This window comes from Weissella sp. ESL1156, assembly GCF_058505625.1.
On record NZ_CP196372.1, the window covers coordinates 1175338 to 1202259 of the forward strand.

Below are 26922 nucleotides of genomic sequence, written 5' to 3' on the forward strand. Positions count from 1 at the left end.
CTATTTATTCCCCCATTCCTGTGTGAATATAGCCTTGCTGCTTTAATTCGGCACGCAATTGTAGCATCGCCGTATAAGTTGCTAATACATAAACACGTTTTGTTGGCATGCTTTCAATAGCAGTCACAATATCTTTTAGATCCTGATAAACAGGGTGATCACCAAATCCAGCCATTTTCAAACGTACGTACAAATCTTTATAACGTTCACCACCTGTTGCTACTGCTTGAATACCTGTTTCATGCAGTGATTCAAAGTTTGCATCCCAAATCCAACTCGTATCAATACCATCTGCATAATTTGCATTTAGTAATGCGATCATTGAAAACGGTTGATCATCTGTTTTCATCATATCAATTACTTGATTGGCACCTACTGGATTCTTAATCAATACAATCGTAACTTCTTTATCATTAACTTTAACGGCTTCTTGGCGCCCAAATATTTGGGCATTCGATGTAAAAGCTTGTTGAATTTGTTCTGATGATACGCCCATAAATCGACCAACGGCATATGCGGCTAACGCATTATAAATATTATACATACCGCCAATCTCAATTTGGTAAGTCATTCCATCAATATCAAAATTTGACGAAACTGGTGTTAATTTATTTAATTTTGTCACAGCATAATCTAGGGGAGGACGCTTAAAATCGTCAGTCACTGAGAAATAATCACCCTGATTACCAAAAGTCATAAAATGATAATGTAAAATAGAATTATCCGTTGGTGACAAAACGCCATCAGTATTGTGGGGTGCTTTCATATCTCCTGTTGCAGGCAAATGATTAAATCCATAATAAACTTTTGGATTAGGTAAATCGCCTCGCATAAAAATGGGTGAGTCAGCATTTGCAATCACAGTCGCTTCAGGAAATAGGCGAATCCCTTTTAAAATTTTTTCATAAGTCGTATAAATTTCACCATAACGGTCTAGTTGATCACGAAAAATATTTGTTAAAACAAATGCTTTCGGCTTTAGCTGACGAGCAACTGCCTCAACATTTGCCTCGTCAACTTCTAATAAGGCAACTGGTCGTTGTTTTGGATCAGTTATCTTAGACGTCAACATTGTCCCTGTAATGCCCTGCATCATATTCGAACCAGAAGGATTTGTGATAACATCTGCATATTTTTCCCTCAACACACGCGTTGTTAATGTCGTTGTTAACGTTTTCCCATTTGTTCCCGTAATCAAGATAACATCATAATTTTCAGCATAACTTTGCATCACATTTGGATCAATTTTTGTTGCCAATTTTCCTGGTAATGATGTGCCACCTCGACGCAATACATCATGCAGTAATACGTATGTGCTTTTGCCAACGAAAGTTGCCAATCCACTTTTAAGGCTCATGTTATCCTCCTAGTTTCGTTAATCCAGCCCGCTAGCTTTCTTATTTTTAATTATTTATAACAATCACTATCAAATTTTACCATTTTAACAACATAAAAACACCACTGTTCATATTGTCGGTGGTGTTTCATCTTATCAATACACACGTCTATTATAATGACCTTGGACCAGGCGTTGATGTTATTAAAGTTGCATACCCATTGATCGTCCAAGCCTCAACATCATGTGGCAAAATAAAACTAGTTGCTGTATCCAAATGATAAGTCACGCCAAAAACAGTTAAATCAATATCACCATCAATCACTGTTCCTAATGTGTAAGGTGCCGTCGCATCCATTGTTACTCGTCCCGCAACATCCCATTTTGTCACATTAAAGTAAGGAGCTGTCACTAATTCGGTTATTGTCAAATCTGCCACATGTGATACTTTCTGTACTGGCTTTTTTGGTACAAATGGTACTGTGGTCACATTTTTAGCATCTGCCAAATGCAATTCCCGCTTTTTACCTGTTGTTTTATCAATGCGATCAAAATCATATACACGATAGGTAACATCTGATGATTGTTGTGTTTCTAAGGCTAAAACACCCTCACCAAGGGCATGTAATGTTCCTGATGGCACATAGAAAAAATCACCTGCTTTAACAGGCACCTTTTGCAAAAGATGTTCCCAGTCACCCTGATCAACTTCCGTATCAAATGTCGCTTTATCTTTAGCTGTATGTCCATAATAAATCGTTGCATCTGGCTTGGCGGCTAAAATATACCATGATTCTGTTTTGCCGAGTTCACCTGCATGTTCATCTGCATAGGTATCATCTGGATGGACTTGAACAGACAAATCCTGATGTGCATCTAATATTTTCACTAATAATGGGAATGGCCGTTTCGCATCATCATTTGCAAATAGTTGTGGCTCATCACGCCATAATTCAGCAATTGTTTTGCCAGCATAGCGACCATTTGTCACCGTGACTGGTCCATTTGGATGGCCAGAAATCACCCATGCCTCACCTGTCGTCTCTGAGGGAATATCTAAATGGTAAATGTCACGTAATGCTGTTCCACCCCAAATTTTTTCATGTAATGCTGGTTTTAAAATAAAAGGTTCCGTCATAATTTTCCCCAACTTTGTCTATAATCTGATTATTATTTTGTTAGTGATAAATAAATACTTGATAACCACCCGTGTTGGGCAACGTGGTACCAGGTAACACCTGATGGGTCCTGCACCCGTTCCGTAATCTCGACAGGTGTGCCATGTTGCATCCGATCGATTCGATGCCCATAGGGTTGTGAATAAACATCTACTTCTGAACCTGGAATATAATCAATCTTGCCACCAGCAATAAACGATGCTGGTTGCCAAATTGTTGGTCGTTTCCATTCTGTGACTGGCTGTTGATGCTGTCCATCATTACCTGTCAATTTCATCGTCTGCATATCATATTTTAACCATCGCGAATCCGCTAATTGATACCAAAAATCACCGGTACGTGTTGCAATACGTTGTGCAGCTTTGACAACAGAGCCTGCCCATAATTTTTGTCCGACACCTGTTGCTTGCGCAATCGACATAACTGGTTGTACGTCTGAAAAAATATGTAAATATTTATTAGTTAACTTTTCAGTCTCTGCAACATCATCTCGTTGATAATAAAAAGTTGTGGTATACATTTCTTTTTCATTAAATGTACCAGTCAACGTACCCTCAGAAGAAACAAAGCGATAGCCAGAGATTGGTTCTGGATCAATTGAAAATTTCTCACCAATATAGCCGTCAATTAATCGCGCACGCGTTAACGTACTTTTTGTATCAACATCTTTTGCATAAACCCATACGGGCATCCCCTTTAGTTGAAAGTCAGCCATTCACGCCGCCTCCTAATCGTCATTTATTATCTCTATCATACCAATTAAATGAATTTTTTGCTCTCTTTAATGTTATCCTTTTAATTTTATTTAAATTCCCTGTCCATCATCGAATAAACAAATTAGAATTTATTCATTTAATTTGTTGACTTTTAATTTTTTAATGTGTATATTATATATATTCGCTGATTAATAATTGCTCTGTAGTTCAGTGGTAGAATAACTCACTGTTAATGAGGAGGTCGCTGGTTCGAACCCAGCCAGAGCAGTTATATAAAAGTGACCAAACTTTTATATAAAACCGAATAAAAGTAGAGTCATTTATCTCATTGACTTTTAATCATACGTGTTATATATTATATATTGTTTATTAATCAAACATTGCTCTGTAGTTCAGTGGTAGAATAACTCACTGTTAATGAGGAGGTCGCTGGTTCGAACCCAGCCAGAGCAGTTATATCAAGCATCAGAAAAGTCAAAACTCACCGTCACTTTCGGTAGTTTTGGCTTTTTATTTTTAACCTGTTTAAAACAAATGCTCATCATTAAAAAAGCACCAAATCATCTATCGATTTGATGCCTTATCCTTGAACCAAGGACTATCAATGGTACCTATTGTATTTCTTAAACAGCTGTATAACCACCATCAACCAACAACGTCGTCCCGTTAACAAACGATGCATCATCACTTGCTAAGAATGAAACGACCTTCCCAATTTCTTCTGGCTTTCCTAGACGACCTGCTGGATGCAATTTAACGAGCGCTTCCTTATCAGCACCAGCAATTAATGGTGTATCAATATAACCTGGTGCAACCGCGTTCACACGAATCCCTTCTGCAGCATAGGTAGCTCCCAAAGTTTGTGTCAGCAGCTTAACCCCACCCTTTGCAGATGCATAAGCAGTCACACCAACTTTACCAACGAAACTGTGAATTGATCCCATGTTAACGACAGCACCACCGGTTTTCTGTGTACGCATTTGTTCGATAGCATACTTGTCAGACAAGAAGACACCACTCAAATTAATATCAATTGTCATACGCCATTGATCATATGACATGTCTGTAATATTACCATCACGTGCAATTCCTGCATCTGCGACCATAATATCTAATGAGCCAAAGTGCGCCACTGCTTCTGCCACAACGTGCTTGACGTCTTCTTCTTTAGTCACATTAGTTTTGACAAAAATAACTTGATCTTCACTGCCCAATGAAGCAGCAACTTCTGGTCCGCTATCAGATAAATCTGAAATAACGACCTTTGCCCCTTCTGCCATTAATTCCTTAACGGTTGCTAAGCCAATTCCTGACGCACCACCAGTAACAATTGCCACTTTATCTGTAAATTTTCCCATTTGTTTATCCCCCCATTTAATCGATATTGTTAGGATTGTTAATAAGCTTATTATACATCAACTGTCTTAAATTATGTAAGCGCTTTACTTTTAAAATCTGATATTCAGTACTGATAATAAAAAGAGAGTGTGATAAAAGACGGACGGTTTGAAGCCGATTGTAACCAACAATTGGGTGATTTGGGTTCGTAGTATAACGAAGAACCAGCAGCGCCTAATTGTTGTTACAGTACTTCAGTCTTTTGGAGCAGGTTTTAAAAAAGTGCGAAAAAAGACGTTGATCTACCAATCAAATTGATAGATCAACGCCCTTCTCAGTTAGTCATAACGACTGATGTGCCAATTTCTTAAACCATTTTTTGTAACATACCAGTTAATTCATCAACATTCTATTCAAACACCATTTGGTTTTTATACAATTCTGCATAAAAACCATTCTGTGCTAACAGTGTTTCGTGATTACCTTGTTCAATAATTCGGCCGTCTTTTAGGACAACAATTTTATCCGCATTTAGAATCGTCTTTAATCGATGTGCAATCACAAAACTCGTACGGCCGGCAATGACATTGTCCATTGCTCGTTGAATGCGTTCTTCAGTCACCGTATCAACATTCGATGTTGCTTCATCTAAAATCAATAAATCTGGTTGTGTTAAAATCGTTCTGGCAATAGATAGTAGTTGCTTCTGTCCCGTTGAAAAGACTGAATTTTCATCTGAAACCTCGGTATCATATCCCTTTTCAAGAGTCATAATAAAGTCATGAATGTTCGCTTGTTTGGCAGCGGCAATAATTTCTTCATCAGGCGCATTAACTTTACCAAAAGCAATATTGTCACGCACAGTACCAGTAAATAATACCGATTCTTGTAAGACGATACCTACATGATCACGTAATGATTTCAAATCCATCTGACGTACGTCAACATCATCAAACAAAACAGCTCCTGAAGTCACATCATAGAACCGATTTAATAAATTCATGACAGTTGTTTTTCCAGAGCCAGTTGGCCCCACCAAAGCAACCATCTCACCTTTTTCAACATCAATATCAATGCCATGAATAATTTCTCGATCTGAATTATATCCAAAATGAACATCTTGTAATTTGATGTTATTTTGCACACCAGTAAACTTCACACCATTTGTTGGATTCATTTCTTCATCTTGTTTAAAAATATCATTCAAGCGATGCACACCTGTCATCGCTTGTTGCATCATGTTATACAATGACGTGATTTGTGAAATAGGTTGGAAATACTGTTGCGAGAAAGAAACAAATGTGACAATTAAGCCCAATCCTGCTGCTCGTGAAGCAACATCCCCAGACAAGGCTTGCGTCGCACCAAAGAAAATCACAATCGCTAAATTAAACAATCCCAGTCCTTGCATAATCGGATTCAGAATACCAGACCAAGCTTGTGAACGAATCATCGCCCGGCGAACTTTCTCATTGTGCGTCACAAAACCATCAATCGACTCTGTTTGCAGACCATTGGTAATGATAACTTTTTCACCATTAATCTGTTCATTAATATAACCATTTAAATGACCAACCTCAGCTTGTTGCAAATCAACATACTTTTTGGCTTGAATCATAATAACAATTCCAACAATAATGACTAGCGGTGTTGTTGCCATCGTCGCTAGCGCCATTTTAGGGCTTTCATTAAACATCATCCAAATAACACCGATAAACATGACCACTTGTTGTAGAATTTGAAACAAGGCATTATTCATCGCATTAAAAATGTTATCTAAATCAGAGGTGAAGCGTGATAGAATCTCACCGTCTTGATGATTATCAAAATAACGCACGGTCATTCGTTGTAACTTGGCAAACAAACCCGTTCGCATATCATTAACCGACTTGGGTGACACAATTGCTTGTAGTAATCCATTCAAAAATAGCACAATCAATATTGTGACGGTAAATAACCCAAACAGTAAAAGCGCTTGGTGAAAGTCCGTTAGCGTTGCTTGGCGCCTTGTCAGCGGATTAAGATAAGTCATCAAATATTTTGATAACTCTGTAATTGAGCGTCCCATATAAACAGGTGCTTTCACTTGCAACCACGTCGCTAAAATTGTCAGTATAAATATAAAAATCAGTGATAATTTAAAGTGTTTTAAGTAGCGAGCAAAGAAGATAACTGATTCTTTAAAATTATTCTTCATGATTCTTTGCCTCCCTTGCTTTTTGCGTGGCATAGATTTCCTGATACACCGCTGATGTCTTCATCAATTCCGCATGTGGTCCATAAGCGACTAACTCACCTTTATCTAGCACTAAAATATGATCTGCGTTAATGACTGAAGAAATCTTTTCCGCAATAATAAATGTGGTCGTTTCCTTTAATTCTTCATCCAACGCTTGTTTTACTAACTTTTCCGAACGCGCATCCAACGCTGATGTTGAATCATCTAAAATCAAAATTTTGGGGTCACCAATGACGCCACGGGCAATTGACAAACGCTGTTTTTGACCACCAGAATAATTTGCTGAACGTTCTTCAACAACATGATCATACTGATCATCATATTGTTCAATAAATTCAGCTGCTTGTGCTATCTTCGCTGCCCGTTTCATATCAGCTAATGTTGCATCTTTCTTACCTTGTCGTAAATTGTCAGCAATAGTTCCTGAAAAGAGTGTTGCTTTTTGCAAAACAAATGAGACAGTTGCACGTAATGACGCTTCATTAATCTGCTTTAAATCAACACCACCGACTTTAACCGTCCCTTCGGTTGCATCATAAATGCGTGGAATCAATTGTGCTAATGTTGACTTACCAGACCCAGTTGCGCCAACAATGCCCACCATTTCACCTGGATCTACTTGAAATGAAATGTGCTTTAATGTTGGTTGAGCATCATCTTGATACGTAAATGATACGTCTTCAAATGCAACTCGACCCGTTAGATTTTGATGCTCGGTCTTGGCATAAGTTAATTCAGGCTCCGTATCCATAATCTTTTGGATTCGGCCCATTGAAACAAACGCACGAGTTGCAAAGGACATCATCATACCACCAGTAATAATGGCGTTCATAATAATCATAATGTAATTTGTAAATCCAGTCACCTGTGCTAATAAAGTTGGCTGAGCATCAACCATATTACCCACAAAATAAATGGCTAACACCATTAATCCTTGCCCAACGAACATAAAAGCGGGCATGACCAAAGCGAAAATGTAACCGATTTGAATATTAACATCTTTTAAATCATCAGATACGGCTGTAAATCGTGCTTCTTCATTTTTTTCCTGATTAAACGATTTAACAACCCGCACACCTTGTAAATTTTCTTTGGCTTTGGCATTCACTTTATCCATTAACCATTGGATTTTACCAAAGCGCTTACCTAAATTCTTAACAACGAAAAACGAAACTAAGCTAACTAAGATAATCATCAAAATAATGATCCACCACAATTGTGGAATTGAACGCATTGCTAAAATAAAACCACCAATGAATAAAATTGGCATGCGCATTAACGGTTGTAAAACAAGCATTAAGACATTTTGAATTTGTGTCACATCATTTGTTAAGCGAACCACTAAATTACCAACCGAAAATTTTTCAACATTCGCAAACGAAAAAGTTTGAATTTTACGATAGGCACTTTCACGCACATCTGCTGAAATGCCTTGTGATGCACGTGCCGCAAAAATTGTATTCAATATACCAGCTAATAAACCAATCACTGCTAATATTAATAATTGTGCCCCAATTTTGTTTACTTTATGCATATTGTCATCTGTAATTGCTTGGACAATATTACTTAGTAATGTTGGTTGTAATAGTGTTGCAACTGATGCAATGACTACCATTAGTATCGCTATTGTTAAATCAAGTTTATAGCGGCCAATAAATGGCTTAAGCAACCTCATTTGTTTTCCTCCCATAATCCCCATTTTGATTCGTGTAATACGCTATTGTATCACTTTTATGGTTAGCATTGTCATTTTACTTAACAAAAAAATATTTGTTTTGTAACAACTAGTTTTAATTATTTTGTCAAAAAAAGAAGAATCAAGTTTTTGGCTTAATCCTTCTTTTTAAATTATCCTGCTACAGCAAATTTAAACTTTGTCCACGGCTTAATAAAGTCTAATAAAAATAATTCTTTTTCATCAACATGACCAATTTTATTTTTGCGCGTGTCGCGATGTGGTTCTAAGACAATCTGTAATTCATTTTTATAAACACCAAATGTGTCATTACCAATGACAACATCTCCTCGGACAAATATATCCTGATTATCATGTGGCTGATTAGCTGTTGCCTGATAAGTCACACGAGGCATTGTCGAACGAATGACCTGATCGTTAATATCACCCCGGCGAAAATGTTGTGGCTTTAACGTAATCATTCGTTCAATATCATTCACATTATTAACAAAAGAAATGGCTAACGTTAACTGATATCGATTGAGTTGGCTTAGTGCGGCTAACTCAGTTTCACTAGCATAAGCGTTCCCAATAATCACATCATCAACCAACCCCGTCGCTAATAAATGCTTCGCTTGCACAGCAATGGGCAGTTTCCGATCAACCTCCAATGTTGGCAACCCATCATTGACATTCCATGGTCCAATATGTCCTGTCTGACTAGAAACAAAGGCTGCTAACCGAATACCATATTTTTTAAATCGTTCGCTACAAGCAACAAAATAATCAAAAGGTAATCCTGTACCAACTTGTGGATAAAAATTATGACAGCCGTAAATAAACGGTACGTTCGCTTGATGCGTCATAATATTATTCAAATAATCAACATTATTACTAGCATTTAACTCAATTGCTAATCCATATGGATTATAGGATAACAGCGCTTCTGTTTCACCATCAAACGATTGATCCAACCGAATACCCGCGACATGCAGTTCGTGAAAAAATGATAAATCATGATATGAAATATGCAATTGATCAAAAATTCTCGGTGCAACATCAATAATGGTCTCATACCCTAACTCATTCCCATAATCAACGATGCGTTGATATTTTTGTTTTGTTTCATCAACTGAGCCAGTCACTTCTAACATACTCATAAATAGACGGGTAAAGCCATACTGATGTCCTAAGTTTAGATACTGTTTGTCAGCTTCAAAATCACTATGATCAGGGTAAATAGATAAACCTAATTGTCGTTTCGTCATTTTTCCTACCTTTCAAAAAAGCTAGATCGTGTTTATCACACCATCTAGCTTTTACAAAACAAAATTTATGCAACCTCAATTTCTTTTTCTTCCTTCAAACGATCACGATCCATACTCTTGAAGAAGACATAGTAAATCAAACCATCTAACACAATATTAATAACTTGCATAACAGCACCTGAAATATGACCAGTTGCTAAGTAACCCGAAATAATTGGTGGCGTAGTCCAAGGAACCATGATTCCCATTGTTTTTGCCACTAATCCAGTACTCATTGCTGTATAAGTTGTAATAACGTTTGCCATTGGTGCCAAAACAAATGGAATGATCATCTTATAATTCATCACAATTGGCATACCAAAAATAATTGGCTCATTAACATTGAACAAAGCAGGTCCAACCACCAACTTACCCAACGTCTTAAATTCTTTACTCTTTGATAAGAAAGCAATCATAAAGGCTAAACCAAGCGTGGCGCCGGATCCACCCATGTGAATGAAGTTATCATAAAATTGTTGGGTAACAATATTTGGTAAGGTCTTACCCGCTTGCATGGCATTGGCATTTTGTGCCATAGCTCCCAACCAGATTGGCATCATGACACCACTAACCGTGTTAGAACCATGGATACCAAAGAACCATAACAAGCAGATAATTAGTTCGACAACAATCGCACCTGGCAACGAATTATTCAAATGACTTAATGGTTCTTGCAAGAAGAACGTAATAATATTTGGAATACTCTCCATTGGTGAAGCTTCAACTGCCATTCGGATGACCCACATCACAATCAAAGCTAATGCACCAGGGAATAGTGATGCAAATGAATTGCTGACAGCTGGTGGTACACTAGCAGGCATTTTAATTGTTAAGTTCTTATGAACCAACCACACATAAAAGTCGGTAATAAACAGTCCAACTAGAATGGCAATAAACAATCCTGATGAATCTAATTGTTTTAGTGGTACCCACATCGCACCTGCTTTATCAACTTTCAAAGGAATCGTCAGGATAAACGCTCCAATTGAAATAATCATTGCTGAAAAAGCATCTACTTTATAACTTTTCGCCAAATTATATGATATACCAGCAACGGCGACTAACCCCATGATATGGAACGATGCATTGGTTGGATATTGCACAACCGTTGCCCAATTCGATCCAAAAGTATGCGCCATAAAGTTTTGATAACCTTGAATTGGAAATTGGGCAATGATCATAAAGACAGACCCAATAATAATCATTGGTACGGCTGCAGTCATTCCATCACGCAAAGCAACTAAATGCCGCGAGCCCGACAATTTTTGAAAAAATGGAATAATTTTTTCATTTAATACATTACTTGCCATATTTCTTACCTCACACTTTAAATAAACGTCCTAATCCAGATCAACACCATTGGATGCAATAACTTTTTGGAACCATTTGAATGAATCTTTGTAATATCGGTTACCAGTCCCTTGACCCATATCATCCAAATCAACATAAATAAATCCATAACGTTTCAACATTTCACCCGTTGAAGCAGAAACCAAATCAATACCTGACCAAGGTAGATAACCAATTAATGGAATGCCATCTAAAACAACACCTTGTTCCATTGCTTGAATGTGTCCTTGGAAATAAGCAATGCGATAATCATCGTGAACTTGTTTATCACCAGTCAACTTGTCATAAGCACCAAACCCATTTTCAACAATAAATAGCGGCTTATGCCAACGATCCCACATCCAATTCATTGCCCACCGAATACCGACTGGATCAATTTGCCACCCCCAATCCGACTTTTGTAAGAATGGATTATCACCATGATTTTCATCTTCGTTGTATTCTAGCCACTCATCACCTGTATCTGACACTGTCCATGACATATAATAAGAAAAGGCCACGTAATCCACCGTATTTTCAGCTAGGACTTTTTCGTCAGCCGCCGTTATATCGATCTTGAATCCTTTATGATCCCAGAACTTCTTTACCCAATTTGGATAAACACCATTAGCATGAACATCACCCCAGTAATAGCGTGTTTGCATTGCTCGTTGTGCCATCAAAATATCAGCTGGTTTTGGTGAGGCGGGATAAATTGGATTCATTGATAACATGCAGCCCACTTGGATATCAGCATTTATCTCTTTCGCGATTTCATGAGCATGTTTTGTCACTAACGCCGAAGCAACTAATTCATAGTGTGATGCTTGATACATCAGCTCTTGTGCTTCTTCAGGTTGGTAGTCTTTCAAACCCGAATTTTGCAACATCGGATGTGGGTTCATCCACTCTGTCTGATTCGTGATCTCATTAAATGTCATCCAGTATTTGACACGATCACCATATCGGCGTATCACAGTATCTGCAAATTTGACAAAAAAATCAATCACTTTACGATTACGAAAACCACCATATTCATTCACTAAATGTAATGGCATTTCAAAATGACTGAGTGTGATCACGGGTTCAATCCCATTTTTATGCATCTCATCAATCATTTTGTCATAAAACGCTAATCCAGCTTCGTTAGGTTCTTCTTCGTCCCCATTAGGGAAAATACGTGTCCAAGCAATTGATGTTCGAAACGCTTTCAAACCCAATTCTTTCATCATTTTAAAATCTTGTGGATAAGTATGATAAAAATCAATACCACGATGATTTGGATAGTTACCATCTGGTAAAACAGTATCTGTGACTTCTCGACGAACACCGTTTTTACCTGCTAACATCACATCAGCAATTGAAACACCCTTACCATCAACATCCCAAGCACCTTCCAATTGGTGTGCTGCCACTGCAGAACCCCACAAAAAATCTGCTGGCATTTGATATCCTTTGACCATGTTAACCCTCCAATGCTGCAACACGTTTCATCAGTGCAATCAATTCGACTGCCATATCACGGAAAGTAATCGCATTCATTAGGTGGTCTTGACCATGAACCATATACAAATCAATTTCTGTATGTTCACCCTGCGCTTCTTTCGTTAGCATATCCGTTTGAACATCATGAGCTTCTTTTAGTTCTTGGTTAGCTAATGCCATCGCTTCATCAGCTTCATCATACTTACCTTCTTTTGCTAACTGAATTGCTTGGAAAGCTTGTCCTTTTGCATTGCCACCGTGCATAATTAAGCCCATGACAACTGTCATACGTTCATCGTCCATGATGAATTCCTCCTATTAATAACGGCAACGCGTTGGCTTATTAAACCATTCGTTCACCTTTTACTTATTATTCGTATCGACTATGCATTCATTAATGCTTCAGCTGCTGCCAAAACCTTATCACCCTTCATCATGCCATAGTCCATCATGTTGATAACATCCATTGGAATTCCTGCAGCATCTGTCTTTGACTTCACTTCATTCTTCATATAGCTCACTTGTGGTCCAAGCAACAAAACATCTGGTTTCACTGAAGCAGCTAGTTCATTATCAATATCAGCTGTTGACTTGGCAAAAATTTCATAATCCTTGCCACTTTCTTTTGCGGCTGCCTGCATCTTGCTAACCAATAATGATGTTGACATCCCTGCTGCACATGCTAACATTATTTTCTTATCTGCCATTTTTCTATCCCCTTTTTCTTTTAAAAATTATAAATCAACACCATGTGACGCAATCACATGCTTATACCAATCAAATGAATCTTTTCGCAGACGGTCTCCTGAGCCTTCACCCATATCATCAAGATCAACATAAATGTAACCATAACGTTTACTCATTTCACCAGTTCCTGCTGACACAATATCAATCGGACCCCATGATAGGTAACCAATAACTGGTATGCCATCATTAACGACTGCTTTTTCAACTTCAGAAATATGTGCTTTTAGATAATCAATTCGATATTGATCATGAATCTTACCATCAACAACCTCATCATAAGCACCAAAACCATTCTCAACAATCATGATTGGCAATTCTGGATATTGATCATTCAATTCATTTAACGTATAGCGCAACCCTTGTGGATCAATACCCCAACCCCAATCTGAAACTGGAATTTCTGGATTTGGGACAACTTCGTAATGTTTCACATCTTCAAAATTAGTATCCTGGTCGTCTTTTGCCTTGATCACTGTTGAGTTGTAATAAGAGATTGCTAAGTAATCAACCGTTCCCTCATACAAAGCATCTCGATCAGCCGTTGTGATATCAGGTCGATAACCTGTGCGTTCTGCAAATGCTTCAAATTCAGCTGGATACCCCCCACGTATATGAACATCTGAAAACCAATCATGTAACTGACGCGCTTTTTGTGTTGCCAACATATCCGCTGGCTTCGGTGATGCTGGATATAATGGGGCAACATTCAACATTCCCCCAATCATAAAGTCGGGATTAATTTGATGACCAATCTTTACTGCTTTGGCACTTGCTACGAGTTCATAGTGCGCTGCTTGTACCATTGCAGCTAATTTTTCTTCCGGCGTTGTCTGTTTTGGAAATTGTAAACCTGAATTTGTCCAAATCATAAACTCACTCATGACATCATCAGTTAAATTGGCTTGATTCGAAATTTCGTTATGTGTCATCCAGTAGGTCACTTTGTCTTTATAACGTGTAAATACTGTTGTTGCATACTTAACGAACAAATCAATTAGTTGTCGGTTCGACCAGCCACCATATGCTTTCACAAGATGGTATGGCATTTCAAAGTGATTTAATGTCACAACTGGTTCAATTCCCAATCGATTCATCTCATCAAACAAATCATCATAAAATTTTAATCCTGCTTCATTCGGTTCATCATCATCCCCATTTGGAAAAATACGTGTCCAAGCAATCGATGTTCGAAAGGCTTTAAAGCCCATTTCGGCCATTAAAGCTAAATCTTCTTTGTAAGTATCGTAAAAATAAATACCATGGTGATTGGGATAATTTAATCCGTCAATCACACCATCTGTAATTTCACGGGGTTTATTATTTGCACCCGCCGTTAAAATATCAGCAATCGATACCCCTTTACCATCTCTATTCCATGCACCTTCAGCTTGATGAGCAGCAATTGCGCCACCCCACAAAAAGTTATCAGCTAACTTGAGTCCCATGTTTGCCTCCCGTATACAAGTCTTTCTTGGTTACAGTCTTTGTAAAATGCGAAATCTTTGACTAACTCAAACTGTATAGGTACACTATAACAGTACATGTACAATTTTGCAACCGCTTTCATGTAAACTTTTATTATGTGCCATTTGGTATATAATTAATCTAAAGGAGTTAGGTTATGCTTAAATATCAACAAATCGCAAAAGAACTGTTTTTTTATATTAAAAACAATCATTTGCAACAGGGTGATCAGTTACCGAGTTTAACTGAATTAGCCGTGCATCATCATGCTAGTAAAGCAACAATTTTAAAAGCCTTAGATGAATTAGAGCGTGATGGTTTTATTTATCAAGTACAAGGCAGTGGGACCTTCGTACGAAGTTTACCGAAGGATGATTACATTAACTTTAATATGAGTCATGGTTGGACGAGTGATTTCACACAACAACCAACTAAAAATGCTGATGTTTCTGTGCAAGAAATCTTACCATCCGTGGATATCGCGAAACAATTACATTGTTCAGTTGACACGCCTGTTTTTAAAGTTCAACGTGTTAAACTTCGTCATGATAAAATCTTTTGTTTTGAAACATCCTATTATAATTCGACATTGGTTCCTTTCTTAAATACAGAAATGGCGACCTCATCGCTTTTTAAATATATTAAGCAAGCTTATAAAATTTCTGTCGGTTTTTCAGATAAATATTTTAATGTCCGTGAGTTAACTGATATCGAAACACAAAAATTAGGTTTACCAGCAAAAAGTTTTGGGCTATCCGTCCATGAGTCTTTTTATTCAACAAGTGGTGAAATTTTTGATTATTCAGAAAATGTTTATCATCACGAAAACGCAAAATTTTATCTATAAATTTTATGACAACTTTTTTAGTAAAAAGGCCGCCAATCCAACCACTGTAACGTGGTAGATTGGCGGCCTAGTTTTTTCAATAATCGTACTCTGGCTTTAATTATCTATTTGATATTTTGCAAACCGGGCTGCTTGAATTGGTGTTAGTGTCACTGTCAGGACTGTCCCAGTTTCATCATAATCTAAAGCATGCACCGTTGCTTGTTCATTTAATTCGTTAACAATCTGACCATCTTGAAAAGGCACGTGTAGTCTGGTCGTCACATAGTCAGCAAAAATATGTTCTTTCACGACATCAATCAAAACATCTTGAGAAGCTTTATCAAGCGCTGATAGGATCAAAGTGTCACCTTCCCGTGACGGATAGGTCTGATCTTGTATTTGATCAGCTTTATTGTATACAGTGATCATTGGGATATTCGTAACACCAATCTCTTTTAGCGTTGTTGCTGTTGTTGCCATCATTTCTTGATAATGTGGATCTGAATAGTCAACAACTTGAATTAATAGATCCGCATCTGCTGCTTCTGCTAAAGTTGCTCGGAAAGCTGCAACCAAGCCATGTGGTAACTTAGATACAAAACCAACGGTATCAGATAGCAAAAAATTTTCTTTGTCCGGTAATTGCATCTTACGGACAGAAGTTTCTAATGTTGCAAATAACATATCCGCCTGAAAAACTGTCTTTTCGGGATTATCACCAAAACGGCGAACCAATTCATTCATAATGGTTGACTTACCCGCATTGGTATAGCCTACTAAGGCAATATGACGAATACTTTGTTTCGCGCGATGAGCTCTTCTCGTTGCGTCATCTTCTTCTATATTTGCTAATTCTGCTTGCATTAATGAAATTTGGTGCTGAATATGACGACGGTTCGTTTCAAGTTTTGTTTCACCAGCACCACGACTAGTAAAACTACCGCCACCACCACCCGTTTGCTGATCCAGTCGAACATTCATTGATGTACGTAATCGCGGTAATTGATATTTTAATTGTGCAATCGCTACTTGTAATTTCGCAACCTTTGTTTTTGCCCGTGAAGCAAAAATATCTAATATTAATGCTGTCCGATCCATGATATCTGCTGACGTACCAGCTTCTAAATTACGAATCTGTGAAGGTGATAATTCATCATTAGTCACAACCATATCTGCTTCATAATAAGTTAGTGCTTCTTTTAATTCAGTGACTTTGCCTTTTCCAAAATAAGTAGATGCATTCGGTTTTTCTAACTTTTGAACGACAGTACCAACAACCATCATATTATTAGCAACCGCTAAATTAGTCAATTCCGTCATTTCATATGCAAAATTGTCATTTTGCTGATCTAAACCTGCTAAAATAACCCGCCGTGTTGGTTGTTGCTCATTTTCAATCATTGCTTTTTTACCATTTTGTTGTTGTGTCATTGTATACCTTCAGTTTCAAATTATCATCTGATACTTCCCAAATCGTAATCGACCCATTTTGAGGTTTCTCAGCTGCTAATTCATGTGACGCATATTTATCCACTAAATTACGAATCAATGTGCCATGTGAAACTGCCAAAATATTTTGACCATCCCGTGTATTACGTCGAATCAATTCCAAACCTTTGTTAACACGTGACCAAAACATATCCGCATTTTCAGCATCCCCAGTTGGATCAGCAGTATGCATAGCATCCATGACATCATCTTGACTAAGACGCGCCATTAAATCACCGTAACTATCTAATTCACCTAAGCCATTTTTTTCAGCAACCAATTGTGAACTTTTGTCACTAGGCAACCCTTCAAAAAAACCAAAAAACTGCTCGCGTAATTGTTGCAATTGTTCTGGTTCTCGTAGGTCACCACTTTGTTTATTACGTGCTAAAACAAACTCTGCTGTTTGAATCGCTCGCTGCAAATCTGACGAATAAGCAGCGTCAAATCTAATATTTTCTAGACGATCTCCCGCAGCGTAACCGTCGGAAACGCCCTTATCAGTTAATGGCGCATTACTCCAACCTTGCATTCGTTCATAATGATTAAAAATTGTTTGTCCATGACGTACAAGATATAAATTGAATGACATTCTTGGCTCCTCTGTATTGTTCATTTGATTTTTGTTATTTTGTTATGATGTAATTACTTATAATTGTATCATTAAGTACTCTTTTCCTCATTATGTTGTCCACTTTTATGTACAAAATGGCAAACTGATTGCCCTACGAGGTTTCTTAAATTAGTATATTGACAGAAAACCGGTTTCCCTGTATAGTTAATTATTGTTGTTAAGACAACGATGATAGTGTTGGCCCAATGGTCAAGTGGTTAAGACGTCGCGTTCTCAGCGCGGAATCCAGGGTTCGACTCCCTGTTGGGCTATTCGTTTATGGCTTTGTCACCATTATCATCATGGCCCAATGGTCAAGTGGTTAAGACGTCGCGTTCTCAGCGCGGAATCCAGGGTTCGACTCCCTGTTGGGCTATTCGTTTATGGCTTTGTCACCATTATCATCATGGCCCAATGGTCAAGTGGTTAAGACGTCGCGTTCTCAGCGCGGAATCCAGGGTTCGACTCCCTGTTGGGCTATACATTAGGGATTTCATCAAATAATAATATGTTAACATGATTACTGATATGATTAAGTAATCATGTTTTTTGTTTTCCAATTAAATCTTTATGGCCTATCAATATGAAATCAAAAGTTATTCGGATTAATTATCAAGTGATGACATATTTCATTAATTAGGTACTTTATTTGCTTTTTTACAATAAATCCCTTATTATGAAAACGCTAACATTATAAACTGGGGGAATCTTTATGACCATAAAATTAATTGCGTTAGATATTGATGACACATTACTTAACTCAGACGGTAAAATCCTTACTAGCACCAAAGTTGCGTTAGAAGAAGCATTGCACGCTGGCATAAAAATAGTGCTATGTTCTGGCCGCCCCCTACCAGGCGTCCAACCTTTTTTGCAAGAATTAAACGTTCATGGTGATGAACAATACGCCATCACATACAATGGTAGTGTCATTGAATCAGTGACTGGTAACATCATTAATAAATTAGTTTTAAGTAATCAAACTTATCGAGAAATTGACAACTATGCAAAACAACATCAATTGCCATACTACGTTTTAGACGAAGCTGGTGATGTTTATACAAGTAATCGAGATGTCAATCGCATTGCTGTTATTCAAGCGTGGGAAAATAATGCTGGTATTTTTATTCGTACGCCTGAAGAGTTAGACGATAATTTTACCATTGTCAAAGCTGCTTTTGTTGGTGAAGTTGAACAATTAAATCAAGCCGAAGCTGCTGTTAAACAAGTTTTTGGTGATACTCATTATGTTGTTCGTGCCGCTAGTAATTTTCTAGAAGTCATGAATAAAGCTGCTAATAAAGGAGCTGCACTAAACATATTGGCCAATGAATTAGCGATATCTCCTGATGAAGTGATGGTATTTGGCGACGAACAAAATGACATACCGATGTTTGATTTTGCTGGTCAAGCCATTGCTATGGGCAATGGCTCTGACATTGCCAAAAGCCATGCAACTTTTGTCACTGATACCAATGATCATGATGGCATTGCAAACGCATTAAATAAGTTCGTATTTTAAATTCATTTTAGACATAGCAAAAAGCTTGCAAGCTGCTAAATCATTAGCATACTGCAAGCTTTTTTAATAAAGAACTTAAAATATTCTATAAAAGGATAGAGAATTTAAATCCTAATATTTAACCATCTTTATGTGATTCATTATTTTCAGTTCATTCATGGCATTACACAATTGTTAACATATGACAACAGTAAACTAGAGGCTGATATTCATCAACGCTTTAATACCAGCGTACGCCATGAATACTACAACAATCCAACCAGTATACAATAACCAACGTGGATGATGATACTCTGCTCCCATGATCTTTTTACGAGTTGCAGCAATTAACAAAATGGCTAAAGCAATTGGCAAAATTAAGCCATTCAAAGCTCCTGCAATCACTAACACTTTGGCTGGGTTACCAACGATGTAGAAAACAGCCGTTGAAGCAACAATAAACAAAACAATTAACCAAGAACGCCAATTTTTACGACCCATTTGATTCTTGTTATAATCCAAAAAAGAAATCGACGTAAAAGTTGATCCCAAAACGGAAGTCATTCCTGCTGCCAATAATAGTAATCCAAAGAATTTATAGCCAAAATTACCTGCGGCTACCTTAAAAATCGTTGCGGCTGGATTAGCAGGATCCAATTTCACACCAGTAATGACAATTGCTAAGCCGGCTAAGAACAACATAACACGAATTACTGAGGCAACACCAATTCCTGTCAGTGCACCTTCATTGACATATTTAATGTTGTCAATACCCTTAACGCCTCCTTCAAGCAGTTTATGACCACCTGAAAAAGAGATATAACCACCAACAGTACCACCAACGATTGTCACAATCGAATAAAAATCAACAGAGGTCGGCGCAAAAGTATGAACGATTGCACTTTGATATGGCACAGTTACCACTGCCAATATATAAATTAAAATACAAACCTTGATGACCGCCAAAATTTGGACTGTTCGATCAACCACTAGCATCGCGTTACGAGCGAGAAATAACACAATGGCACATGCTGCGGCAATCAAAGCACCATTTTCAGGCGATATACCAAACAAGACGTTAAGCCCCAACCCAGCACCACCAATATTACCAATATTGAAGGCAAAACCACCAAAAACAATTAAGGCGGTTAACACGTAACCTAAACCAGGTACGATTTCATTTACCAATACTTGTGCATGCTTACCAGAAACAATAATAATACGCCAAATGTTTAATTGCACAACGATATCAACAATAATACAAATCAGAATGGCAAAACCAAAATTAGCGCCCATTTTTCCTGTAAATGTTGCGGTTTGTGTTAAGAAACCTGGACCAACAGCTGCCATGGCCATCATGAAGGCAGCACCCATTGCAACATTTAACGGTGATCTTTTTTTAATTTGTGGCTCTTTTTCTTTCATAACAGCTATCTTCCTTTAAACAATTTTTTTATTTTAAATGGCTTTGACTGCAATTTCCTCATCTATAAGTGCTTGATGAATTTTCTTAACAAATGCTACTGCCTTAACGCCATCTCCATGAACACAAATCGTGTCAGGTACGATTTCAATCGTTGTCCCATCATGTGCCTGAACAGACTGCGTTTTAATCATTTGTATCACCCGAGAAACAGCAACATCTTCATCAGTGATCACTGCATCAGGTAAACTACGCGACATTAAGCTACCATCTGGCTCATAATTTCTATCAGCAAATACTTCCTGTGCAAACGGTAAGCCAATATCTTGCGCAGCATGAATTAATTCGCTATTGGCTAAACCAACTAAAATTAAATCAGGATCTACTGCATAAATTCCCTCACAAATCGCACGCGCGAGATCATAATCTTTGGCCGCCATATTATATAAAGCCCCATGCGGCTTAACGTGATGCAATTTATGGTCTGCACTAAAAGCCTGTAATGCACCTACTTGATAACGCATTTCTGCTTTAGCGGTTTGTGGATCAATTTTCATCTGGCGACGGCCAAATCCTTGCAGATCACGTAATCCCGGATGTGCACCAATTGCAACGTTATTTTCACGAGCCAAATTAACAGTACGTGCCATCACTTCCGGATCACCAGCGTGAAAACCACAAGCAATATTTGCCGATGTAATATATGGCAACATTTCTTCATCTAAGCCTAACTTATAACGCCCAAAACTTTCACCTAAATCACAATTTAAATCAACCTGTACCATACGCTATTCTCTCCTATAAAATATCAGCTAATTGATTATCCTTTATATCCGTCACCAACATATGTCCTGGTGCATGTGTTATCACAAATTCAGGCTTACTTTGCATAACAACCTGTTGTGGTGTGACCCCACAGGCCCAAAATACAGGTACCTCGCCCGGATAAATATCGACTGCATCACCAAAGTCTGGCTGATTTAAATCGGTAATACCAATGGTTTCAGGATGCCCAATTTGTAAAGGCGTGCCATGGACTTGTGGTAACCTTTCAGTAATGGTAACAGCTTTAACGACTTGGGATTCTGGTATTGGTCGCATGCTGACAACATAATTGCCATGAAATTGACCCGCCGCTTTGGCTTCAATATTGGTACGATACATTGGTACGTTGCGCTGCATCGTAATATGGCGCATTTCAATACCGGCAGCAATTAATGCTGCTTCAAATGAAAAACTGCAGCCAATTAGAAATGACACCAGATCCTCACGCCACAAATCGGCAACGTCAGTTGGTTCACTCACCAATTGACCGTTTTCATATACTCGATACTTTGGAAAATCTTTTGCAAGATCCACATCTTTCGCAAACGTTTGTAATTTGCGTGACCCCATATCAGCTACCTCTAATATGGGACATGGCTTTGGGTTACGCTGAGCAAACAAAAGAAAGTCATATGCTTGTGCCTTAGGCAAAATAACTAAATTCGCCTGTGTATAACCAAGGCAAAGGCCACTTGTCTGACCAGTAAAGACGCCTGACCGAGCTTGGCGTCGCAGTTCTGTTGGTGTTAATTGATTAGCCATCATCATTTTCTCCATTCGTCAAACGTTCAATAAATTCAATGTCAAAGTTATTCGCCAAAAAGTCGGTATTATTTAACAGTTGATATAAGAAATCAAGATTCGTCCCGACACCCATAATAACTGTTTCTTCAATCGCAACTTGCATCTTTTTTACTGCAATATCGCGAGTTGCACCATATGTAATAATTTTTGCAAGTAATGCATCGTAATTTGCCGGTACTTGACTACCGTTATATAAGGCGGTGTCAACTCTAACATTGTTGCCACCTGGCAAATGTAATCCCTCAATTTTACCAGGTGTTGTCGCTGTAATCCGACACTCTAATGCATAGCCATTTAATGTGACATCTGCCTGTGTCATGGTCAATTTTTTACCAGCAGCAATATTTAGTTGTGCAACCACTAAATCAGTGGCTGTAATTATTTCTGTAATTGGATGTTCTACTTGAATTCTTGTGTTCATTTCCATGAAGTAAAATTGACCCGGACCAGCATATAAAAACTCAATTGTCCCAGCACCCAAAAAATTCAATGCTTTAGCCGCCCGACGAGCTGTCGCTAACATGTCATGACGCGTTTGCTGATCAATTGCACTAGGTGCTTCCTCCATGACCTTTTGATGATACTGTTGCAGTGAGCAATCGCGTTCACCAAGTGAAATGGTATTCCCATAAGCATCTGCCAAAATTTGTACTTCAATATGTCGCGGACGCACAATGAATTTTTCAAGATACATTTCTGGATTATCAAAGGCTTGTTGTGCTTCACCTTTTGCTAGTGGAAATTCATGCAATAATTGATTCTCATCGTGGATCATACGCATCCCTTTGCCACCACCACCAGCTGCTGCTTTCAACATCACTGGGTAACCGATATCATTAGCTTGTGTAACAGCCATATCTAGTTCTGTGAATCCTTCACGACTTCCGGGAATGACTGGTACATCAGCATCTTGCATTACCTCACGCGCTTGCGCTTTATCACCAAGTAAACGAATTGTTTCAGCATGTGGTCCAATAAACGTTAATCCCTGTTCTTCACAAAGTTGAGCAAACTCTGCATTCTCTGATAAAAAACCATACCCCGGATGAATAGCGTCCGCACCCGTCATCAGTGCTGCTTGAACAATACTATCTTGATTCAAATAACTCGCCTGTGGATTAGCTGGACCAATACAGACAGACTGATCAGCCATTTTAACATGCATCGCATTTGCATCAACGGTTGAATAGACCGCTACTGTTTGCAAATTTTGTTCGTGACATGCCCTAATAATGCGAACAGCAATTTCACCACGATTTGCAATTAATACTTTTTGCATTTAACCACTTTCCTATCTATTCAATTTCAAATAATGGTTGATTGAACTCAACATCTTCTTCATTGGCTGCTAAAATTTTAATAATTTTACCTGAACGATCAGCTTTAACATCGTGAACCATTTTCATTGCTTCAATCACACCAATTGTTTGGCCTGCTTCAATGTCATCACCAACCTTTACAAAAGGTGGTTCATCAGGGCCAGGTGCAGTATAGAAAATCCCCACCATTTGGGCATTGATTGTTTGGGCAGTTTGCAGATCATCACTGACAATATCACTTGGTTCTGATTGCAGTGCCATTGATTTTGTGCCATTCAACTGGCGTTTCAAATGAAAGTGAACATCTCCCTGAGTGTAATCAAATGTTGTGATTTGATTCTCTTTCATCAGCGCCATAATTGATTTCATTTCTTCTAAGTCCATTTGTTAATCCCCCTATTTTTCAAAAATATGACTTAAGCGCTGCGCCATTTTACGTTCAGGATGATTTGTCATCGCCATAAACTTCGTCTTAATTGCTTTTATTTTGGTGTTTTTTTCATGTAATAACCGTTGGCTGAGTGCTAAGTCAATGAGTTCAAACCTCAATTTTTGTCCAGGCTTTAACTGAACGGTTTTACTTAAGTCAACACTTGAAATAACTGCCATCACCGGGTAACCCCCTGTTGTTTGTCGATCCGATAATAAGATAATTGGCTCACCACTTTTAGGAACCTGAATACCACCTAAAACAGTCGCTTCTGATAACATTTCTGGTAATTGATTCGTATCCAATGGCTCGCCAATTAACCGCATGCCCATTCGATCAGAATTTTTGCTAACTTCATATGATTGACTAAAGAATTGTGTCCGAATATCTTGATCAAACTGGTCGTATTCTGGTCCCTTGGTTACTCTGATTGTTACCTCAGATTCATCAGAAATGTTTGAAAACATTACATGCCGTTGATTTAGATTTGAAACGGCAGGCGCTGGTTCTACCGTCTTAATATAGTCACCCTGCTGTAATGAGCGACCTTTAAAACCACCAATGCCATATTTCAAACTGGTTGCATAGCTCTGCATCACTTTCGGTACTTTGATGCCACCTGCAATCGCTAAATAACCATAGCGTCCTTTGATTGTTGGCCCAATGACCAAAGTGTCACCTTTTTTCACATCAACGGCTTGATTCATTGCTATCTGTTGATTATTGATTTTCCCGCTGATGTTTGCCCCAGATAATGCGATCACGGTCGCCGTTGTAAACGTGATCGATGGTCCTAAAACACTATATTCTATCAAAGGTGTCTGATAATCATTATTCACTAAAATATTCGCTAACGATGCTGCATCCGTATCCATCACGCCAGATGGTGAAAACCCGGTTGCCAAGCCAGTCATTCTACCAAAATCCTGTATCGTCGTTAACAAGCCGCCGTCGATAACTCGAATTCCCATTACGCCATCCCTTCTTCTACTTTAATTTGGTATTGTCCCTCCTCATCAAGAAGATGAATTTGGTTGAACTCTGCAACTGTAATTGGGTCAAAATGAACATAATCACCCGCCTGATAATAAAAAGGATTATCATTTTCAGGTCGAAACAATTTCAGTGGTGTCTGTCCAATAATTTGCCAACCACCTGGCGATTTCATTGGATAAACACCTGTCTGTTCACCAGCAATACCAACAGCACCAGGATCAATAGCTAGTCGAGGCGTTGCTAATCTGGGCGTTGCCAACGCCTTATCCATACCACCCAAATACACAAACCCTGGTAAAAAGCCTAACATGTAGATCAAATAATTTGGCTGCGTGTGTCGGTCAATAATTTCTTGTATCGACAAACCACTATGTTCCGCAACATGTGCCATGTCTGGACTAAATGATGCTTCATAACATACTGGAATATGAACAACTCTTTTTTCTTGCTGATCAATTTGTTGCGCTTGACTAGCACTAACTTGAACCATCTTCGTTAATTCATCAAAAGACAATATTTCTGGATCATAAAAAATGGTCAAAGTGCGAAATGCTGGCACCAATGCTGTTAGACCATTAATATTCTGAATTGCTAATTTTTTTTGTAGCATGCGAATAAATTGATTGATTTGTGGATCAACAACGTTAGCAAATGTCACGTTGATAGCCGAGTCTCCTGCTGGGAAAATCGAAAACTCATTCATTCTTAATTACCTCTTTCTAAATTAAAAATTAGTTAGAATAAATTCTATCACAAATTTATTGCAATGCGATTTACTTCTGAATTTAGCGAACAATAATTTTTATATTCGTTAATTATTAACCGTTTTATTAATATTGTAAAGTCTTTATTCCATTCGGTATTAAAAATATCTGATACCAATGATTTAATTTATATAATATGAATAATTAAAAAATAATTAAAATAACGTCTTGCTTGATGACGATTTTATTTTATAAATCATATGATTATCTATTTAATTAATAACAAAAAAAAAAGAGATTAAGACCCACATGGTCCAACCTCTTTCTTGTACTTTAAATTGTAAAATTATCCGTCATTGTTAACATAATTGGCGCATGATCTTGACGGGCACCTGTATCGATCACTGACATCTCAGCTAATTGATCAGCTAAACGATTAGAAGTTAAATAATAATCAATTCGCCAACCAGAATTGTTGATTTTTGATGTTTTTGAGATTTGCGCCCACCAAGTATATACACCTGTTTGATCTGGGTGTAAATAACGAAATGTATCCGTAAAACCAGCATTCAATAACTGACTAAAATGTTCACGTTCTTCATCTGTGAAACCCGCTTTTTTGTGATTTGACTTGGGATTCTTCAAATCAATTTCTTGATGCGCCACATTGAAATCACCCGAAAAAATAACCGGTTTTTGCGCATCTAATTGTTGTATATATGCTCGGTAAGCATCATCCCATAACTGACGATCATCTAAACGTGCTAAACCACTACCAGAGTTTGGTGTATAAACTGTTGAAACATAGGTATTAGCAAATTCAAGCGTGATCACTCGACCTTCAATATCCATATCACCTGGTGCACCAATTTCAGGCATTTCTACTCGAAGTGGCTCATGCCGAGTTAACATCATTGTACCAGAATAACCTGAACGCCCCGTGCTAACACGTAAATAACGGTAATAATTGGGAAATAATTCATCTAATGCGCGTTCTTGCTTCGCTGTGAGTCCCGTTACTTTTAATTTTGTTTCTTGAATTGCTAACACATCTGGCTGTTCTGCGGCCAAATTTTGTAATACTTCCCACGTCATTTCACCACGTGGTGACTTGTGTTCAACAGCTGCATTGATACTATCAATATTCCATGATATAAACTTCATTTTGCCACCGTC

The 26922-nt window shown here is 38.0% G+C and carries 24 protein-coding genes and 5 tRNA genes; 7 read left to right on the top strand and 22 right to left on the bottom strand.

Annotation, left to right across the window (positions count from 1 at the left end; all coding sequences use genetic code 11):
* Positions 1–4: 4 nt before the first annotated feature.
* From ACSKY2_RS05980 to ACSKY2_RS05990, 3 genes are all read right to left on the bottom strand, one after another.
* Positions 5–1357 carry a DUF1727 domain-containing protein gene (locus ACSKY2_RS05980; protein WP_489877099.1) on the bottom strand — a complete coding sequence of 451 codons (1353 nt, stop codon included), beginning with the start codon at positions 1355–1357 and terminating at the stop codon, positions 5–7.
* Positions 1358–1508: 151 nt separating this feature from the next.
* Positions 1509–2474, bottom strand: coding sequence for a mannose-6-phosphate isomerase, class I (gene manA, locus ACSKY2_RS05985; protein WP_489877100.1), 966 nt, complete (start codon positions 2472–2474; stop codon positions 1509–1511).
* A gap of 32 nt (positions 2475–2506) precedes the next feature.
* Complete coding sequence (locus ACSKY2_RS05990; protein WP_489877101.1) at positions 2507–3229, bottom strand: MucBP domain-containing protein; 723 nt, start codon at positions 3227–3229, stop codon at positions 2507–2509.
* A gap of 197 nt (positions 3230–3426) precedes the next feature.
* On the opposite strand from ACSKY2_RS05990, the gene ACSKY2_RS05995 reads away from it, so the two are divergent.
* Positions 3427–3498: transfer RNA gene (locus tag ACSKY2_RS05995), tRNA-Asn, on the top strand.
* 113 nt (positions 3499–3611) lie between these two features.
* Positions 3612–3683 (top strand) — tRNA-Asn (locus ACSKY2_RS06000).
* A 170-nt stretch (positions 3684–3853) separates the two neighbouring features.
* Here the strand turns inward: ACSKY2_RS06000 and ACSKY2_RS06005 are convergent.
* The 9 genes from ACSKY2_RS06005 to ACSKY2_RS06045 all read right to left on the bottom strand — a co-directional run bounded on the left by ACSKY2_RS06005 (position 3854) and on the right by ACSKY2_RS06045 (position 14795).
* A complete protein-coding gene (locus ACSKY2_RS06005) occupies positions 3854–4588 on the bottom strand; it encodes an SDR family NAD(P)-dependent oxidoreductase (RefSeq protein WP_489840655.1) in 735 nt (244 codons plus the stop codon).
* 389 nt (positions 4589–4977) lie between these two features.
* Entirely contained in the window at positions 4978–6765 is a 1788-nt protein-coding gene (locus ACSKY2_RS06010; RefSeq protein WP_489877102.1) for an ABC transporter ATP-binding protein, read from the bottom strand.
* Positions 6755–8482 (bottom strand): ABC transporter ATP-binding protein, encoded by a 1728-nt coding sequence (locus tag ACSKY2_RS06015; protein WP_489877103.1) that lies wholly within the window; start codon positions 8480–8482, stop codon positions 6755–6757. Before ACSKY2_RS06015 ends, ACSKY2_RS06010 begins: the two co-directional genes overlap by 11 nt.
* A gap of 173 nt (positions 8483–8655) precedes the next feature.
* On the bottom strand, positions 8656–9750 hold the full coding sequence (locus ACSKY2_RS06020; RefSeq protein WP_489877104.1) for a DUF871 domain-containing protein: 1095 nt from the start codon (positions 9748–9750) through the stop codon (positions 8656–8658).
* A 65-nt stretch (positions 9751–9815) separates the two neighbouring features.
* Positions 9816–11099 (bottom strand): PTS cellobiose transporter subunit IIC, encoded by a 1284-nt coding sequence (gene celB, locus ACSKY2_RS06025; RefSeq protein ID WP_489877105.1) that lies wholly within the window; start codon positions 11097–11099, stop codon positions 9816–9818.
* Positions 11100–11129: 30 nt separating this feature from the next.
* Complete coding sequence (locus ACSKY2_RS06030; RefSeq protein ID WP_489877106.1) at positions 11130–12581, bottom strand: 6-phospho-beta-glucosidase; 1452 nt, start codon at positions 12579–12581, stop codon at positions 11130–11132.
* Position 12582: 1 nt separating this feature from the next.
* A complete protein-coding gene (locus ACSKY2_RS06035) occupies positions 12583–12906 on the bottom strand; it encodes a PTS lactose/cellobiose transporter subunit IIA (RefSeq protein WP_489840649.1) in 324 nt (107 codons plus the stop codon).
* Positions 12907–12986: 80 nt separating this feature from the next.
* Complete coding sequence (locus ACSKY2_RS06040) at positions 12987–13310, bottom strand: PTS sugar transporter subunit IIB (protein ID WP_489877107.1); 324 nt, start codon at positions 13308–13310, stop codon at positions 12987–12989.
* Positions 13311–13337: 27 nt separating this feature from the next.
* Entirely contained in the window at positions 13338–14795 is a 1458-nt protein-coding gene (locus ACSKY2_RS06045; protein WP_489877108.1) for a 6-phospho-beta-glucosidase, read from the bottom strand.
* A gap of 176 nt (positions 14796–14971) precedes the next feature.
* On the opposite strand from ACSKY2_RS06045, the gene ACSKY2_RS06050 reads away from it, so the two are divergent.
* Entirely contained in the window at positions 14972–15661 is a 690-nt protein-coding gene (locus ACSKY2_RS06050) for a GntR family transcriptional regulator (protein ID WP_489877109.1), read from the top strand.
* A gap of 96 nt (positions 15662–15757) precedes the next feature.
* Here ACSKY2_RS06050 and hflX read toward each other — a convergent pair whose 3' ends face one another.
* Together hflX and ACSKY2_RS06060 are read right to left on the bottom strand one after the other, a co-directional pair.
* Positions 15758–17044, bottom strand: coding sequence for a GTPase HflX (gene hflX, locus ACSKY2_RS06055; protein ID WP_489878234.1), 1287 nt, complete (start codon positions 17042–17044; stop codon positions 15758–15760).
* A gap of 7 nt (positions 17045–17051) precedes the next feature.
* Positions 17052–17723: a histidine phosphatase family protein gene (locus tag ACSKY2_RS06060; RefSeq protein ID WP_489877110.1), complete on the bottom strand. Its 672-nt coding sequence runs from the start codon at positions 17721–17723 to the stop codon at positions 17052–17054.
* A 221-nt stretch (positions 17724–17944) separates the two neighbouring features.
* On the opposite strand from ACSKY2_RS06060, the gene ACSKY2_RS06065 reads away from it, so the two are divergent.
* From ACSKY2_RS06065 to ACSKY2_RS06080, 4 genes are all read left to right on the top strand, one after another.
* Positions 17945–18016: transfer RNA gene (locus ACSKY2_RS06065), tRNA-Glu, on the top strand.
* A 32-nt stretch (positions 18017–18048) separates the two neighbouring features.
* Positions 18049–18120: transfer RNA gene (locus ACSKY2_RS06070), tRNA-Glu, on the top strand.
* A gap of 32 nt (positions 18121–18152) precedes the next feature.
* A tRNA-Glu gene (locus ACSKY2_RS06075) sits at positions 18153–18224 on the top strand.
* Between the two features lie 232 nt (positions 18225–18456).
* Complete coding sequence (locus tag ACSKY2_RS06080) at positions 18457–19266, top strand: Cof-type HAD-IIB family hydrolase (RefSeq protein ID WP_489877111.1); 810 nt, start codon at positions 18457–18459, stop codon at positions 19264–19266.
* Between the two features lie 195 nt (positions 19267–19461).
* Here the strand turns inward: ACSKY2_RS06080 and ACSKY2_RS06085 are convergent, their stop codons facing one another.
* The 8 genes from ACSKY2_RS06085 to ACSKY2_RS06120 all read right to left on the bottom strand — a co-directional run bounded on the left by ACSKY2_RS06085 (position 19462) and on the right by ACSKY2_RS06120 (position 26910).
* Positions 19462–20670: an NRAMP family divalent metal transporter gene (locus ACSKY2_RS06085; protein WP_489877112.1), complete on the bottom strand. Its 1209-nt coding sequence runs from the start codon at positions 20668–20670 to the stop codon at positions 19462–19464.
* A 33-nt stretch (positions 20671–20703) separates the two neighbouring features.
* Positions 20704–21453 carry a LamB/YcsF family protein gene (locus tag ACSKY2_RS06090; RefSeq protein ID WP_489877113.1) on the bottom strand — a complete coding sequence of 250 codons (750 nt, stop codon included), beginning with the start codon at positions 21451–21453 and terminating at the stop codon, positions 20704–20706.
* Between the two features lie 13 nt (positions 21454–21466).
* Complete coding sequence (locus ACSKY2_RS06095) at positions 21467–22255, bottom strand: putative hydro-lyase (protein WP_489877114.1); 789 nt, start codon at positions 22253–22255, stop codon at positions 21467–21469.
* Positions 22248–23576 carry an acetyl-CoA carboxylase biotin carboxylase subunit gene (locus ACSKY2_RS06100; protein ID WP_489877115.1) on the bottom strand — a complete coding sequence of 443 codons (1329 nt, stop codon included), beginning with the start codon at positions 23574–23576 and terminating at the stop codon, positions 22248–22250. The genes ACSKY2_RS06095 and ACSKY2_RS06100 overlap by 8 nt, the downstream gene beginning before the upstream one ends.
* Positions 23577–23592: 16 nt before the next feature.
* A complete protein-coding gene (locus ACSKY2_RS06105; protein WP_489840639.1) occupies positions 23593–24000 on the bottom strand; it encodes an acetyl-CoA carboxylase biotin carboxyl carrier protein in 408 nt (135 codons plus the stop codon).
* Between the two features lie 12 nt (positions 24001–24012).
* Complete coding sequence (locus ACSKY2_RS06110) at positions 24013–25017, bottom strand: 5-oxoprolinase subunit C family protein (protein WP_489877116.1); 1005 nt, start codon at positions 25015–25017, stop codon at positions 24013–24015.
* Positions 25017–25745 carry a 5-oxoprolinase subunit PxpB gene (gene pxpB, locus ACSKY2_RS06115; RefSeq protein WP_489877117.1) on the bottom strand — a complete coding sequence of 243 codons (729 nt, stop codon included), beginning with the start codon at positions 25743–25745 and terminating at the stop codon, positions 25017–25019. The genes ACSKY2_RS06110 and pxpB overlap by 1 nt, the downstream gene beginning before the upstream one ends.
* 334 nt (positions 25746–26079) lie before the next feature.
* Positions 26080–26910 carry an exodeoxyribonuclease III gene (locus tag ACSKY2_RS06120; protein WP_489877118.1) on the bottom strand — a complete coding sequence of 277 codons (831 nt, stop codon included), beginning with the start codon at positions 26908–26910 and terminating at the stop codon, positions 26080–26082.
* Positions 26911–26922: the final 12 nt, after the last annotated feature.

What these genes read in the sequence shown, in the direction of transcription:
- ACSKY2_RS05980 (WP_489877099.1), bottom strand. Translation starts at nt 1,357, where the DNA reads ATGAGCCTTAAAAGTGGATTGGCAACTTTCGTTGGCAAAAGCACATAC.
- manA (WP_489877100.1), bottom strand. Translation starts at nt 2,474, where the DNA reads ATGACGGAACCTTTTATTTTAAAACCAGCATTACATGAAAAAATTTGG.
- ACSKY2_RS05990 (WP_489877101.1), bottom strand. Translation starts at nt 3,229, where the DNA reads ATGGCTGACTTTCAACTAAAGGGGATGCCCGTATGGGTTTATGCAAAA.
- ACSKY2_RS06005 (WP_489840655.1), bottom strand. Translation starts at nt 4,588, where the DNA reads ATGGGAAAATTTACAGATAAAGTGGCAATTGTTACTGGTGGTGCGTCA.
- ACSKY2_RS06010 (WP_489877102.1), bottom strand. Translation starts at nt 6,765, where the DNA reads ATGAAGAATAATTTTAAAGAATCAGTTATCTTCTTTGCTCGCTACTTA.
- ACSKY2_RS06015 (WP_489877103.1), bottom strand. Translation starts at nt 8,482, where the DNA reads ATGAGGTTGCTTAAGCCATTTATTGGCCGCTATAAACTTGATTTAACA.
- ACSKY2_RS06020 (WP_489877104.1), bottom strand. Translation starts at nt 9,750, where the DNA reads ATGACGAAACGACAATTAGGTTTATCTATTTACCCTGATCATAGTGAT.
- celB (WP_489877105.1), bottom strand. Translation starts at nt 11,099, where the DNA reads ATGGCAAGTAATGTATTAAATGAAAAAATTATTCCATTTTTTCAAAAA.
- ACSKY2_RS06030 (WP_489877106.1), bottom strand. Translation starts at nt 12,581, where the DNA reads ATGGTCAAAGGATATCAAATGCCAGCAGATTTTTTGTGGGGTTCTGCA.
- ACSKY2_RS06035 (WP_489840649.1), bottom strand. Translation starts at nt 12,906, where the DNA reads ATGGACGATGAACGTATGACAGTTGTCATGGGCTTAATTATGCACGGT.
- ACSKY2_RS06040 (WP_489877107.1), bottom strand. Translation starts at nt 13,310, where the DNA reads ATGGCAGATAAGAAAATAATGTTAGCATGTGCAGCAGGGATGTCAACA.
- ACSKY2_RS06045 (WP_489877108.1), bottom strand. Translation starts at nt 14,795, where the DNA reads ATGGGACTCAAGTTAGCTGATAACTTTTTGTGGGGTGGCGCAATTGCT.
- ACSKY2_RS06050 (WP_489877109.1), top strand. Translation starts at nt 14,972, where the DNA reads ATGCTTAAATATCAACAAATCGCAAAAGAACTGTTTTTTTATATTAAA.
- hflX (WP_489878234.1), bottom strand. Translation starts at nt 17,044, where the DNA reads ATGATTGAAAATGAGCAACAACCAACACGGCGGGTTATTTTAGCAGGT.
- ACSKY2_RS06060 (WP_489877110.1), bottom strand. Translation starts at nt 17,723, where the DNA reads ATGTCATTCAATTTATATCTTGTACGTCATGGACAAACAATTTTTAAT.
- ACSKY2_RS06080 (WP_489877111.1), top strand. Translation starts at nt 18,457, where the DNA reads ATGACCATAAAATTAATTGCGTTAGATATTGATGACACATTACTTAAC.
- ACSKY2_RS06085 (WP_489877112.1), bottom strand. Translation starts at nt 20,670, where the DNA reads ATGAAAGAAAAAGAGCCACAAATTAAAAAAAGATCACCGTTAAATGTT.
- ACSKY2_RS06090 (WP_489877113.1), bottom strand. Translation starts at nt 21,453, where the DNA reads ATGGTACAGGTTGATTTAAATTGTGATTTAGGTGAAAGTTTTGGGCGT.
- ACSKY2_RS06095 (WP_489877114.1), bottom strand. Translation starts at nt 22,255, where the DNA reads ATGGCTAATCAATTAACACCAACAGAACTGCGACGCCAAGCTCGGTCA.
- ACSKY2_RS06100 (WP_489877115.1), bottom strand. Translation starts at nt 23,576, where the DNA reads ATGCAAAAAGTATTAATTGCAAATCGTGGTGAAATTGCTGTTCGCATT.
- ACSKY2_RS06105 (WP_489840639.1), bottom strand. Translation starts at nt 24,000, where the DNA reads ATGGACTTAGAAGAAATGAAATCAATTATGGCGCTGATGAAAGAGAAT.
- ACSKY2_RS06110 (WP_489877116.1), bottom strand. Translation starts at nt 25,017, where the DNA reads ATGGGAATTCGAGTTATCGACGGCGGCTTGTTAACGACGATACAGGAT.
- pxpB (WP_489877117.1), bottom strand. Translation starts at nt 25,745, where the DNA reads ATGAATGAGTTTTCGATTTTCCCAGCAGGAGACTCGGCTATCAACGTG.
- ACSKY2_RS06120 (WP_489877118.1), bottom strand. Translation starts at nt 26,910, where the DNA reads ATGAAGTTTATATCATGGAATATTGATAGTATCAATGCAGCTGTTGAA.